This is a genomic window from Micromonospora purpureochromogenes, assembly GCF_900091515.1.
In the GTDB taxonomy this organism is placed as follows: domain Bacteria; phylum Actinomycetota; class Actinomycetes; order Mycobacteriales; family Micromonosporaceae; genus Micromonospora; species Micromonospora purpureochromogenes.
Map to the genome: position 1 here is coordinate 668,040 of NZ_LT607410.1, position 13,348 is coordinate 681,387.

The window sequence follows — 13,348 nt, forward strand, 5'->3', positions numbered from 1 at the left end:
GGGATCAAGCCTGACCGCCCGGAGCCGGTCGGGCTCCCCCGCAAAACTCACCCCGCGAGACGGCTCAGAGACGGAACACCACGGCGTCGCCGACCTCCTCGCGGGTGATGCCGAGCTGGTCGACCGGCGCGTTGACCGTCACCTCCCACGGGGTGCCGACGATCTGGTCGCGCAACAGCACCACGTTGCGGACGCCGAGCGTGCGCAGGTAGTCGACGCTGGTCTGGTCGGGGAAGGCCAGCGTCACCCGGCGCACGTCGTCGAGCTGGGTGGGGGTGAAGCCGCTGCCGCCGTTGACCAGGTCCGGGAAGGTGCTGGTGGACCAGAGCATCACCGGCTGGTCGAGGTTCTGGCTGCTCGGCAGCACCAGCATCGGGCCGTCCACGGTCCGCATCGCCACCGGCTGCTCGGGCACCACCGGGTGCGGAGTGACGTTCAATCCCTCGAAGAGGACCAGCAGCACCGGCACCACCGTGGCCACCCGCAGCCACGGCGACGGCCGGTACGGGCCACGCTCGGCGGCCATCTCGCCGACCCGGTCGGCGAAAGCGCTCACCGCACCGGCCGCGAGCAGGCCCAGCAGCAGTGTCGTCCAGAGCATCATCCGCCCCGGGGTGCGCAGCCCGTTCCAGCCCGGGAGGTGCTCGAAGAGCAGGCCGTAGGTGAAGGTGCCGTCGAAGAACCGGGTGCCCATGGCCAGCACCATGGTGACCAGCACCCCGGCGAGCAGCAGCAGCCGCTGCCGCAGTTTCCAGACCGAGAAGAACAGGCCCCCCGCGGCCAGCGCGTAGAGCACGAAGCCGGGCAGCAGCGTCATCTCCGGGTGCCAGGGCAGCGTCGCGCGGGCCGCCTCGTGCAGCTCGCCCCAGACCCGGGACTCCGCCGGGGCGGTGAAGAAGCCCAGCGCCGGCGGCGAGTAGACCCCGATGTCGCCGAGGGTGCGGGCCGCGTTGGGGTGCAGCTCGGCGACCTTGAAGTACGGGATGGCCAGCAACGCGCCCACGCCGGCGAAGATCAGCCCGCCGACCAGGTCCGCGACGAGCAGCCGGGTGCCGAACGGACGCTTCACCGGCCGGACCACCCAGCGCCGCAGGAACCAGATCGTGGCCGCGACCAGCACGATGCCGGCCAGGACGTACGCGAACGGCAGGCCGATCCCGAAGCCCAGGCTGAGTTGCCAGGCCGCCACCAGCCACCCGGTGTACGTCCAGCCCTCGTGCCGCCGTTCCGGGCGGTAGCCGTACCGCAGCGACCAGCCGTGACCCCGGGCCAGCATGGCCAGCGCCAGCGGGATACCGCCGTTGGAGACGATGTGCAGGTGCCCGGCCTGGGCGAGCAGCCACGGAGCGTACGTGTAGCTGACCCCGGCCACCGCGGCCCCCGCGCGGCCCGCTCCCAACTGCCGGGCCAGCGCGTACGCCCCGAGCGTGGCCAGCGCGTGGGCCAGCACGAACATGATGTTGTAGCGCAGCACCGCCGCTTCGGAACCGGTGCCGATCATGCCGACCGGGGCGTAGCCGAGCAGCATGTCGGAGAAGGCGAAGCTCCACTGCTCCGGGAAGAACGTGTTGGAGTGGAACAACTGCCCGGGCTCGGTCCGCAGGGCGTGCCCCGACCAGGCCATCTGCCAGGCCTGCAGGCTCGGGTCCCAGTAGTCCTGCGGCAGCGTGTAGAGCGGGTAACGCAGCGTCGGCCAGGTCATGCCGACGGCGAGGGCCAGCGCGGCCAGGGTGGCCAGCGTCCACTCGTGGACCAGGAGCCGACCGACGGCGCGCGCGGCGCGGCGAGGTCGGCCCGGCACCGGGTCGGGCGCCGGAGCGAACGCCGACCAGCGGTCCCGCGGCTCTCCGTCGCCGTCCTTCTTCTCGTCGCCGTCGCCCCCGGCCTTGGCGTCGGTGGCGCCGGCCTTTCCGCCGTCGCCGGTGGTGGTCTTCGCGGTGTCCGTGGCTGTGGGTTTCGCTTCGGCGGCGGTGCCCTTTTCGGTGTCGCCGGTGGTGGCCTTCGCGGTGTCCGTCGTCGCGGACTCCGCATCGGCGGGGTCGTCACTTCCGGCGTCGCCGGTGGCGGTCTTCGCGGTGCCCGTGGTCGTGGGCTTCGCGTCGGCGGGGTCGCCCGTTCCAGCGTCACCGGTCGCGGCATTCGCGGTGTCCGTGGTCGTGGACCTCGCGTCGCCGCCCGTACTCGAGGGCTTCGTGGTGGCCGTCGCGTCGGCGGCACCGTCCTGCCCGGTGCCGCCCGGGGGCGTGCTGCCCTGCTCGTCGGGCCCGTCGGTCTGCCCGGTCGGCTGGGCGCCGCCGGTCGCGTTCGTGGTCATCCGGGTCAGGCCCCCGTGCCGAGCTTGTCCCGCAGGAAGGCGATGTCCGCCCCCTGACCCGCGGCCCCGCCGGGCGTCTCCACGATCACCGGCGCGCCGGCGGCGCGGATCACCGCGACCACCAGGTCCGGGTCGATGATGCCGCCGTCGAGGTTGTCGTGCCGGTCCTGCCCCGAGTTGAAGCCGCCCTTGGAGTTGTTGGCGTGGACCAGGTCGATCCGACCGGTGATCGCCTTGACCCGGTCGACCAGGTCGAGCAGTTCCTCGCCGCCCGCGTACGCGTGGCAGGTGTCCAGACAGAAGCCCACCTCGTGGTCGCCGACGGCGTCCCAGAGCCGGGCCAGCGCGTCGAGTCGTCGGGCGCAGGCGTTGTCACCGCCAGCGGTGTTCTCGATCAGCACCGGCACCGGGAAGCCGCCGGAGTCCGCCGCGTACGCGAAGGTCTTGCGCCAGTTGTCGAAGCCGACGGCGAGGTCGTCACCGGCGTTGACGTGCCCGCCGTGCACGATCAGCCCCTTGGCGCCGATCTCCGCCGCTGCGGCCGCGTGCCCGAGCAGCAGCTTGCGGCTGGGGATCCGGATCCGGTTGTTCAGGGTGGCCACGTTGATCACGTACGGGGCGTGGACGTAGAGGTCCACCTCGGCGGCGCGCAGCCGGGCCGCGTCCTCGCGGGGTTTCGGGGCCTTCCAACCCTGCGGGTCGGAGAGGAAGAACTGCACCGCCTCGGCGGAACGGGCGGCCGCCTCCGCCAACGGGTCGGCCTGGTCGACGTGGGCTCCGATACGCATGCAGGCGAGCCTACGTCGCATCCCCGACGCCCGGGGTGACGGAGGCGGGGAGTCGGGGCACCGGATACGGCCCGGTCGCGTCACCGTCGGGCCGGGCGTTCGTTGACCGGGGTGGGATCGATACCAGGCTCTCCCGGCCCGTAGGGGCGGGGTCACCGCGGTCGATCCCGGTGCGGGGTCACCCCCGTCGTTGCGGCTCGGCACGTCGGGGGCGGGACCCGCCCGACCTGGTCCACCGACCACCAACTGGAATCTCGGACTAATAGTTGCATTTCCACTAACTAGTGACGAGAGCCGTTGTACCGTCGGATAACAACAGGAAAGAGCTCCGCGGGGCGTCCTCGATCCAACCTCATCGGTGTGGTCGTTCCTCCCCAGGTCCCACCCAAGGAATGCGGATGGGACGCCCCGCGGTCCATGTGGACAGGGGTCCGCCACCGGCCTTCGGGCGTCGGGGCGGGCCCCTGTCGCCACGCCCGGCCGGCCGGTCCGACCTGCCCGGGCATGATCGTCCGGACCGGGTATCCTGGTCCGGTTGTCCGCGTCCGGCCGGGTTCCCCCGGACCCCGGAGCGGGCAGCGACGCACGACCTCCTGCCACGGAAGGACCGTGGCCGCATAGCCCACAGGAGGTGAGCACGTCTTGCGTCATTACGAAGTCATGGTGATCCTCGACTCCAGCCTCGAGGAGCGCACCGTCGCCCCGTCGCTCGACACGTACCTGAACGTGATTCGGACTGCGGGTGGCTCGGTGGAGAAGACCGACGTGTGGGGCCGCCGGCGCCTCGCGTACGAGATCAACAAGAAGGCCGAAGGCATCTACGCCGTCATCGACCTGCAGGCGACGCCGGAGGCGGTGGCCGAGCTGGACCGTCAGCTGCGGCTCAACGAGTCCGTGCTGCGCACCAAGGTCATCCGGCCGGAGATGCGCTAAGCATTCAAATCCCGGTTCGCCCGGATCAGCCTCATCGGCGCTGTCGGAGGGCTCTGAGAGCCTGTACGGCAGAGCAGATGAGTGCGCGAGGAGATGGTCATGGCAGGAGACACCACCATCACGGTCATCGGCAACCTGACCGATGACCCCGAGTTGCGGTTCACCCCGTCCGGTGCGGCGGTCGCCAAGTTCCGGGTCGCTTCGACGCCCCGGTTCATGGACAAGACCACCAACGAATGGAAGGACGGCGAGCCGCTCTTCCTGGCCTGCACTGTGTGGCGGCAGGCGGCGGAGCACGTCGCCGAGTCGCTCCAGCGGGGCGCCCGCGTGATCGTCTCGGGTCGGCTGCGTCAGCGGTCGTACGAGACCCGCGAGGGTGAGAAGCGCACCGTCATCGAGCTCGAGGTCGACGAGATCGGCCCGTCGCTGCGCTACGCCACGGCGAAGGTGCAGAAGATGTCGCGCTCGGGTGGCGGCGGCGGTGGCTTCGGTTCTGGTGGCGGTGGTGGCCAGGGTGGCGGCGGAGGCAACTTCGACGACCCCTGGGCTTCGGCCGCGCCGTCTCCGTCGCGCTCCGGTTCGGGCGGCGGAAACTTCGACGAGGAGCCCCCGTTCTAATGGCGCCGAGCGCCCGCGATCGCAAACCAGGAGCACGAGCAATGGCCAAGGCTGCGGCACTTCGCAAGCCGAAGAAGAAGGTGAACCCGCTCGACAAGGACGGGATCACCTACATCGACTACAAGGACACCGCGCTGCTGCGCAAGTTCATCTCCGACCGCGGCAAGATCCGCGCTCGGCGGGTGACCGGCGTGACCTCGCAGCAGCAGCGGCAGATCGCCCGTGCGGTCAAGAACGCCCGTGAGATGGCGCTCCTGCCGTACACCGCCACGGCCCGCTGAGAGGAGGCACCGACATGAAGATCATCCTGACCCAGGAAGTTTCCGGTCTCGGTGCCCCCGGCGACATCGTCGAGGTCAAGAACGGCTACGGCCGTAACTACCTGCTGCCGCAGGGCTTCGCGATCAGCTGGACCAAGGGTGCGGAGAAGCAGGTCACGGTCATCAAGCGGGCCCGCTCGGCCCGCGAGATCCGCGACCTCGGCCACGCCAACGAGGTCAAGGACCAGCTCGAGGGTCTGAAGGTCACCCTGAAGGCCCGCGCCGGTGACGGTGGTCGGCTCTTCGGCTCGGTCACCCCGGCCGAGATCGTCGACGCGGTCAAGGCGGCCGGCGGCCCGGCCCTCGACCGCCGTCGGCTGGAGGTGCCCGGTCACATCAAGTCGACCGGCTCCTACCCGGTGCGGATCAAGCTGCACCCCGAGGTGTCCGCCAAGTTCGACCTCAACGTCGTTCAGGGCTGACACCCACCGCACGATGAAAGGGCCCGCACCGGACTCCGGTGCGGGCCCTTTCGCATGCCCTCGTTGCGACTGGCCGGCGGGCTCAACCGATCGGCTGACCGGTCACCGCGCTGATCATGACGGTGGACAGGCCCCCGCCGACCACCGCCGCGGCCAGCGCCACCGTCGCCGACCGCCAGGTCGTGCCCACCCGGCGCAGCAGCCCCGCGACGACGAGGCTGCTCACCAGCGCCAGCCCGAAGCGCGGCGCACCGGCCACCAGTGACGCGAAGGCGTGCGCCCGCGGCGAATCGCAGCCGCCGCCGCTGATGTCCGTCACGCACCCCGCCGGCGGCTGGCCGTCCAGGGTCAGCAGCCACCCGAAGACCAGCGCCGCCGGCAGCAGATAGCAGGCGGCGGTGTAGAGCAGCGGACGCAGCGGACCACCCGGATCCGGGTCCAGCAGGTCGTCCTCCAGGCGGCGGTTCCACACCCCGCCGCCGACCGAATCGATCCGGTCACGCCACGACGGCGCGGCGAGCGGCCCGGCCGGCTCCACCCGACGACGGGGAGACGGGCGCGGCCGCGGCGCGGTGTAGGCGATTGCCGGCGACCGGGGCGCCGACGACGGCGGGTCCATCCACCGCGGATCGTCCCCGGCCAGCCGCGTGCCGGACCAGAACCCGTCCGGCTGCTCCGGCCACGACCAACCCTCACCGGTCACCGGCTCCGCCGACCGGGGCGGCTCGGTACGGTCCCAGCGGCCGACGTCGGTGCGGTCCTCCCACCGGCTCGGCTCCTCGTACCGGTCCCGCCGGGCCAGGTCGCCACGGTCCCACTGGCCGGTGTCGGTGAGCCGGTCCCACTGGCCGGTGCTGTCGCCCTGATCCCACCGGGCGGCACTACCGCCGCCGTCCCAGCGGTCCTCGGGGCCCGAGCGCTGCCAGGCGTGCACCCCGGAGGCGTCCCACGGGTCCACCGCCGGCCGATACTCCGGTTCCGGCTCCGCCACCGGCTGGGTACGGCCCCACGGGTCGACCGCCGGGCGGGACCAGGCGTCGGCCGAGGCGCGCCGGCTGCGACGGGTCGGCCGCTCCACCTCCCGCACGGCCGCGCCCGACTCCTCGTCGGACTCCTCGACACCCGACCAGATCACCTGCGGACGGCGCGACGCCGACCGGCGCGGACGGGGCGTCGGCGCGGCACCAGAAATTGGCTCGTCCTCGAGGGAGTCGGCGCGCCGGCTGCCGACGTATCCCTGCTCCTGCGGACGGTCGAAGGTCCACTCCTGGGTGTGGTCGGACTCGGCCGCGGCGCCGATCGCCCGGGGCTCGCCCCAACTGCGCTCGCTGCGCCGCCCGCCCCCGGAGATCGGGCGATCGTCGTGCTCGTCGTCGTCCGGCGCGGCGTGCCGCCCCCGGCCGTCGGCGTGCGCGATGCCCGACTCCACGGCCCAGCGCGGCAGGTAGGCGTCGACCGGCTCCTGCTGGCCGCGCTCGACGGCCCGCCGTCGGCTGGGGGTGCGGTAACCCTCGCCCGCGTACCGGTAGGGATCGGCCGGAACAGCCTCGCCGAAGTCGTCCCACGGGGCGACCGGCTGACGCTCGCGCGGGCTGCCCTCCCCGCGCTCCCAGTCCCGGTAACTCACGGCCGGAGCGTGACCCTTCTCAACCGAAAGCGCAATCCGCTGTCCAGGTGTAGCCGTTCCCAGCAGATAGTACGGGAAATCCGAACCCAAAGCCTTACCGGAAAATATCCGTCCACAGGGTGGGGATGATGTTTCCGCAGGTCAGAGCCGACCGACCCAGAATTCCCCACCGGTTTTCCACAACCTGTGCACACGCTGCGCACATGCTCGTCCACTCCATCCACAGGTTGTCCCGAGGCTCGTCCACCGGCCTGGTTGGGGTCTGACCTCGGGTTCCGTATCGTGGGGCACCGACCGGTCGCGCGATCGCCCCCCGATCGACCGGCCGGGTCGATCGGAAGTTGTCGCACCCGGCCGGTAGAGCTGGTATCGACCCGACGCAGTGGAGGGGGATCCGTGTCGGTCACCGACGACATGCGGGCGGAGCCCCGGGCCGGCGGGCAGCCGCCCGCCCCTGCGCAGCGCGACGGGCAGTTCGACAAGACCCCGCCGCAGGACGTCGCCGCCGAGCAGTGCGTCATCGGCGGCATGCTGCTCTCCAAGGACGCCATCGCCGACGTCGTGGAGATCCTTAAGTCGAGCGACTTCTACCGGCCGGTGCACGCCACCATCTTCGACGCCATCCTGGACATTTACGGCCGGGGTGAGCCGGCCGACGGGATCACCGTCGCGGCCGCCCTGGCCGACTCCGGCGATCTCGCCCGGATCGGCGGCGCCCCCTATCTGCACACCTGCATGGCCGCAGTGCCGACAGCAGCGAACGCGGCGTACTACGCCCGGATCGTCGGCGAGCGCGCGGTGCTTCGTCGGCTGGTCGAGGCCGGCACGCGGATCGTGCAGCTCGGCTACGGCACCGCTGCTGGCGGTAGCCGAGACGTCGACGACGTGGTCGACCTCGCGCAGCAGGCGGTCTACGAGATCACCGAGCGCCGGGTCAGCGAGGACTTCGCGGTGCTGGCCGACATGCTCCAGCCGACGCTCGACGAGATCGAGGCGGTCGGGGCGCAGGGCGGGGTGATGACCGGCGTGCCGACCGGCTTCACCGACCTGGACCGGCTGCTCAACGGCCTGCACCCGGGTCAGTTGATCATCGTGGCGGGGCGACCCGGTCTCGGTAAGGCGCTCGCCCTGGACACCCCGCTGCCGACCCCGGACGGCTGGACCACCATGGGCGAGGTCCGGGTCGGCGACCAGTTGATGGGCGCTGACGGACGGCCGACGACGATCACCGCCGCCTTTGACGTGATGTACGACCGTCCCTGCTACGAGGTGGAGTTCTCCGACGGCAGCGTCATCGTGGCCGACGCCGAGCACCTGTGGAAGACGACTACGCGCGCCAGTCGTCGCGCCAGCGCGGCTCGTCGGGCGGTTGCGTGGTCGCCCGCTGCGGTGGACCGCCTGCGCCGGGCGGCATCCGAGGCGTCCGACGACGCTCGCATCAGCGTCGCCGACCTGCGGTCGGTGGTCGGCGGCGAGTTCGTTCACACCGCGCGCCGGGTGGCGCGGAGCCTCCCGCACCTGACTGCCCAGCCCGTGCGCGGGCGACGCGGTGGTCCGAGTGCCTACACCTACCCGGCCACAGAGCTGTACGGGCGACTTCTGGCTCGCGTGCGGACCTGGCGAGACACGGTCGCCGCCTCCGAACACGCCGGTGTTGTCACGACCGAACAGATCCGGGCGACGCTGCGTACACCCACAGCCGACCGTAGGCTCAACCATGCGGTGCTGAACGCCGGTGCGCTTCAACTGCCGGAGGCGGACCTGGCGGTGCCCCCGTACACCCTGGGTGCCTGGTTGGGCGACGGCCACAGCGCCGGTAGTCGGATCACCACCGTCGACACGGAGATCCTGCGGCGGATCGAGCTCGACGGGTTCGAGACGCAGCAGTCCACCTCGGAACCGACGCTGTACTCGATTCGGCCCCCGGCGTGCCCGATGTGTGGCCGGCGTCGCACGGGTTGCGCGGTCTGCGCCAACTCCCCGTCGTCGCTGGCGCAGTCGCTGCGTGCGATCGGCGTGCTCGACAACAAGCACGTTCCGAGGGCGTACCTGCGCGCCTCGGAAGCGCAGCGCCGAGCGTTGCTGGCGGGCCTGCTCGACACCGACGGCACCGTTACCAGCAGTGCCAATGTCCAGCTGACAACGACCTCGGCGAGGCTCGCCGAGGACGCGTACGAGTTGATCGTCAGCCTCGGATACCGATGCACGATCAGCCGCAAGATGGTCAAGGGGCGCAAGCCGGAAACCGCTATCGCGTACAACCTCAACTTCACCACGACCGACGACGTGTTCCACCTGCCCCGCAAGCGCGAGGCGCACCGCCTGCGCAGGCGCAGCGAGACCGCCGTCCGGGCCGACAGTCGTTTTGTCACCGACGTCCGGCGGGTGGACAGCGTGCCCGTCCGCTGTGTGACCGTCGACAACGACGACCACCTGTACTTGGCGGGCCGGTCCATGATCCCCACCCACAACAGCACCGCCAGCATGGACTTTGCCCGTAACGCGGCCATCCGCGCCAACCAGGCGGCGGCCATCTTCTCGCTGGAGATGAGCAAGGTCGAGATCGTCATGCGACTGCTCTCGGCCGAGGCGCGGGTCCCGCTGCACGTGCTGCGCAGCGGCCAGCTCTCCGACGACGACTGGACCAAACTGGCCCGCTGCATGGGCGAGATCAGCGAGGCCCCGCTCTTCGTCGACGACACGCCGAGCATGAACCTGATGGAGATCCGGGCGAAGGCGCGCCGGCTCAAGCAGAAGCACGATCTCAAGATGATCGTGGTCGACTACCTCCAGCTGATGACCTCGCCGAAGCGGACCGAGAGCCGCCAGCAGGAGGTCGCGGACCTCTCCCGTGGCCTCAAGCTGCTGGCCAAGGAGGTCGAGTGCCCGGTGATCGCGGTGAGCCAGCTGAACCGTGGCCCGGAACAGCGCACCGACAAGCGGCCCCAGCTGTCCGACCTGCGTGAGTCGGGCTGCCTCACCGCCGACACCAGGCTCATCCGCGCCGACAACAACTCCGAAGTCACGCTGGGTGAGCTGCTGGAGGCGGGGGCGAGGGAGATTCCGGTCTGGGCGCTCGACGAGAACCTCCGATACGCCCCGCGCACGATGACCCACGTCTTCCCCAGTGGCAACCGGGAAGTCTTCCGCCTGACCCTGGCCTCCGGAAAGCGAATCGACGCGACAGCCAACCATCCCTTCCTGACCTTCGCGGGTTGGATGCCGCTGGGTGAGCTGACGCCGGGAGCCCGTCTCGCCACGCCCAGGCACGTGCCGCCGCCCCTGGCCATCCGGCCCTGGGTTGAGGCTGAGGTGGTGCTGCTGGCGCATCTGCTCGGCGACGGCTCATTCGTGCGACGTCAGCCGATCCGTTACGCCAGTCGGGACGAGGAGAACCTGCAGGCTGTCGCGGAGGCCGCGAAGCACTTCGGTATCACCGCCGTTCGCGACGACTACGAGGCCGCCCGGGTCACCACGCTCCGGCTGCCCGCCCCCTACCGGCTGGCTCGCGGTCGGCGTAATCCGATCGCCGAGTGGCTGGACGGCCTCGGCCTGTTCGGCCTGAGGTCGCATGAGAAGTTCCTCCCCCAGTCGCTCTTCAGCCTGCCCAAGGAGCAGGTGACCCTCTTCCTCCGGCACCTGTGGGCGACTGACGGCTCGGTCTGTCTGAACAAGTCGGGCCGGGGTGGTCGGGTCTACTACTCCTCGACCAGTCGTCGGATGCTCGAGGACGTCTCCCGTCTGTTGCTCCGGTACGGCATCACGGCTCGGCTCAAGGTGGTGCCCGTGGCGCGTCATCGGCCTCAATACACCCTCGACATCTCGGGGCGGGACGACCAGCTGCGGTTCCTCCGCGAGATCGGAGTGCACGGTGAGCGGGCCAACAATTGTGTGCAGCTGCTCGCCTCGCTGGAGTCGATGGAGAGCAACACGAACGTCGACACCGTGCCGACCGAGGTGTGGACCAGGGTTCGCGAGATCCTGGTTGAGCAGGGCATGAGTCACCGCGATTTCGCGAAGGCCCTCGGCACCCAGTTCTGCGGAAGCACGCTGTGGAAGCACGCACCGAGCCGGTCGAGGCTCGCCAAGATCGCCGCCGTCCTGGATGCCGCCGACCTCGATCTGCACGCTACCAACGACATCTTCTGGGACGAGATCGTCTCGATCGAGTCCCTAGGGCAGCAGGACGTCTTCGACGCGACCGTGCTCGGGACCCATAACTTCATCGCCAACGGCATCGCCACCCACAACTCGATCGAGCAGGATGCCGACGTCGTCATCCTGCTGCACCGCGACGACTACTACGACAAGGAGTCGCCGCGGGCCGGGGAGGCGGACTTTATCGTCGCCAAGCACAGAAATGGGCCCACCGACAGCATCACCGTCGCCGCCCAGCTGCACCTCTCCCGCTTCGTCGACATGGCGATCGTCTGACCGTCGCCCGAGCGGCACGGTGACAACGCCCCTGGCGATGCCGGGCCGGCGGCGGCTCAGCCGAGCAGCGGGAACCAGCCGGCGGCCTCGCCCAGCGCAGCGCGGTCCCGGTCGGTGAGCGGCTCGCGGCCGGCGGCCTTGAGCAGGTACTCGGCGTCGTCCCAGTCGCTCGGGCGGACCGCGTCGTCGCTGAGCAGCCCGTCCACCGTGGTCACCGCGACGCGGCAGGCGAGCGGCCCGGGCGACGGCGCGTCGGGCAGGTCGAGCACCAGGTCCAGGTGGTGGATGACGGCCTCGGTGGTCAGCGTGGCCAGAAAGTCGGGTACCCGCAGCACGTGCCCCTGGGTGCTGAAGCAGCCGGCCGGGTCGGCGGCGGTGGCGGCGCGCACGGCAGCGGGGGCGGTGTCGGACCAGAGCCGGAGCACTCCGCCGGGGCGGTCGAAGGCGGCGGCGGAACGGCGGACCCACCAGGCGTGCCGGGCGGCGTCGTCGCCGTCCCCGCCGGGCGGGAAGGTGCGCCAGTAGCTGACGTCGTCCACGTCGGGCGGCCCGTCGGCGGGGCTGGCCAGGGCGACCAGGGCGCGCTGGGCGTCGCAGAGCACGTGGAAGAGCAGGTCGGCGACGAGCCAGCCCCGGCAGCGGGTGGGTCGTTGCAGGTCGGCGTCGTTCCGCCCGGCGACCACGGCGGTGATCCCCTCGTACGCCTGAGCGAGCGCCTCGTGCTGCGCGATCGACGTCATGAGGGGGAGCCTGCCACGGGCCGCCCGGATCGGCAGGATGGAAGGGCCGGGGCGGGTGCCCCGGCCCCGGTGGCGGTCAGCCGAACATCTCGTCGAGGAAGCTCTTGTGCTTCTTGCGCTTGTAGTGCCCGTGGTAGCCGTGGTGCTGCTGCTGGTGCCCGCTGTGGCCGTACGCCGGCTGCGGCGGGTAGGCCGGCGCGTGCGGCGGCGGGGGCGGCACGGCCGGGTAGCCCGGCTGGTGCGGCGGCGGCGGAGGCGGGGCGTACCCGCCTGCCACGTGGCCGGGCTGGGCGGGGCCGTGGCCCGCGGGCTGCCCGGGTGCCGGGGCGGCGTGCTGCTGGTTCCAGTTCGCCTCGGCCTCGAACAGCTTCTCGAGTTCACCGCGGTCGAGGAAGATCCCCCGGCACTCGGTGCACTGGTCGATGACGACTCCGCTGCGCTCGTACTGGCGCATGTCTCCGTGACACTTGGGACAGGTGAGCTGCATCGCTCGACCGTACCCGGTCGGCGCGAGGTTCAGGCGGTGGCGATCAGCGCCTCGTTGACCTCGTCGTCGGAGACCTCGTGGAAGTCCTCGTAGTAGGCGCCGACCGCGCCGAACTCCGGCGGGCGCTGGGCGCAGATCACCTGGTCGGCCTCGGCGGCCAGCATCTCGTACGCCTCCTGGGACCCGACCGGCACCGCGACGACGACCCGGCGGGCGCCGAGGTGGCGGGCGACCTGCACGGCGGCCCGGGCCGTCGCGCCGGTTGCCAGCCCGTCGTCGACGATCACGGCGGTCCGGCCGGTGAGATCGAGCGGTGGCCGGCCGGCCCGGTACCGGGCCTCCCGGCGTTCCAGCTCGGCCTGTTCCCGGCGCTGCACGTCGGCGACGTCGTCGGGGCCGAGCCGGGCGGCGACCACGTCGTTGAGCACCCGGACCCCGCCGGGGCCGAGCGCGCCGAAGGCGACCTCGGGCGCCCAGGGCATGCCGAGCTTGCGGACCACCAGGACGTCCAGGGGCGCGCCGAGCCGGTCGGCGATCACCCGGGCCACCGGCACGCCGCCCCGGACCAGCCCCAGCACGATGACGTCGGGTTCTCCGACCAGGCCGGCCAGCCGTTCGGCGAGCTGTCGGCCGGCATCCTCACGATCGCGGTAGGTGCTGCTCAT

General features: G+C 71.3%; 11 protein-coding genes. 5 read left to right on the forward strand and 6 right to left on the reverse strand.

Annotation, left to right across the window (positions count from 1 at the left end):
* Window positions 1–64 precede the first annotated feature (64 nt).
* On the reverse strand, window positions 65–2,314 hold the full coding sequence (locus GA0074696_RS03140) for a hypothetical protein (RefSeq protein ID WP_088959697.1): 2,250 nt from the start codon (window positions 2,312–2,314) through the stop codon (window positions 65–67).
* 5 nt (window positions 2,315–2,319) lie between these two features.
* Window positions 2,320–3,102, reverse strand: a complete 783-nt coding sequence (locus tag GA0074696_RS03145) for a deoxyribonuclease IV (protein ID WP_088959698.1) — start codon at window positions 3,100–3,102, stop codon at window positions 2,320–2,322.
* 642 nt (window positions 3,103–3,744) lie between these two features.
* Between GA0074696_RS03145 and rpsF the strand changes: the two genes are divergently transcribed.
* From rpsF to rplI, 4 genes are all read left to right on the forward strand, one after another.
* Entirely contained in the window at window positions 3,745–4,035 is a 291-nt protein-coding gene (gene rpsF, locus GA0074696_RS03150; RefSeq protein ID WP_067301247.1) for a 30S ribosomal protein S6, read from the forward strand.
* An 81-nt stretch (window positions 4,036–4,116) separates the two neighbouring features.
* Window positions 4,117–4,653, forward strand: a complete 537-nt coding sequence (locus GA0074696_RS03155; protein ID WP_172894145.1) for a single-stranded DNA-binding protein — start codon at window positions 4,117–4,119, stop codon at window positions 4,651–4,653.
* Window positions 4,654–4,694: 41 nt separating this feature from the next.
* Window positions 4,695–4,934: a 30S ribosomal protein S18 gene (gene rpsR, locus GA0074696_RS03160; RefSeq protein ID WP_007073789.1), complete on the forward strand. Its 240-nt coding sequence runs from the start codon at window positions 4,695–4,697 to the stop codon at window positions 4,932–4,934.
* Window positions 4,935–4,948: 14 nt separating this feature from the next.
* On the forward strand, window positions 4,949–5,395 hold the full coding sequence (gene rplI, locus GA0074696_RS03165; RefSeq protein ID WP_088959700.1) for a 50S ribosomal protein L9: 447 nt from the start codon (window positions 4,949–4,951) through the stop codon (window positions 5,393–5,395).
* 82 nt (window positions 5,396–5,477) lie between these two features.
* Here rplI and GA0074696_RS03170 read toward each other — a convergent pair whose 3' ends face one another.
* Window positions 5,478–7,022, reverse strand: a complete 1,545-nt coding sequence (locus GA0074696_RS03170; protein ID WP_088959701.1) for a hypothetical protein — start codon at window positions 7,020–7,022, stop codon at window positions 5,478–5,480.
* A gap of 528 nt (window positions 7,023–7,550) precedes the next feature.
* Between GA0074696_RS03170 and GA0074696_RS03175 the strand changes: the two genes are divergently transcribed.
* The gene (locus tag GA0074696_RS03175; RefSeq protein WP_407940590.1) at window positions 7,551–11,456 is read left to right on the forward strand and encodes a replicative DNA helicase; all 3,906 of its coding nucleotides are present in this window, start codon (window positions 7,551–7,553) and stop codon (window positions 11,454–11,456) included.
* Between the two features lie 56 nt (window positions 11,457–11,512).
* On the opposite strand, the gene GA0074696_RS03180 is transcribed toward GA0074696_RS03175, so the two are convergent.
* From GA0074696_RS03180 to GA0074696_RS03190, 3 genes are all read right to left on the reverse strand, one after another.
* Window positions 11,513–12,196 carry a maleylpyruvate isomerase N-terminal domain-containing protein gene (locus tag GA0074696_RS03180; RefSeq protein WP_088959703.1) on the reverse strand — a complete coding sequence of 228 codons (684 nt, stop codon included), beginning with the start codon at window positions 12,194–12,196 and terminating at the stop codon, window positions 11,513–11,515.
* A 76-nt stretch (window positions 12,197–12,272) separates the two neighbouring features.
* Window positions 12,273–12,683: a TFIIB-type zinc ribbon-containing protein gene (locus tag GA0074696_RS03185; protein WP_088959704.1), complete on the reverse strand. Its 411-nt coding sequence runs from the start codon at window positions 12,681–12,683 to the stop codon at window positions 12,273–12,275.
* Window positions 12,684–12,712: 29 nt separating this feature from the next.
* Window positions 12,713–13,348, reverse strand: a complete 636-nt coding sequence (locus tag GA0074696_RS03190; protein ID WP_088959705.1) for a phosphoribosyltransferase — start codon at window positions 13,346–13,348, stop codon at window positions 12,713–12,715.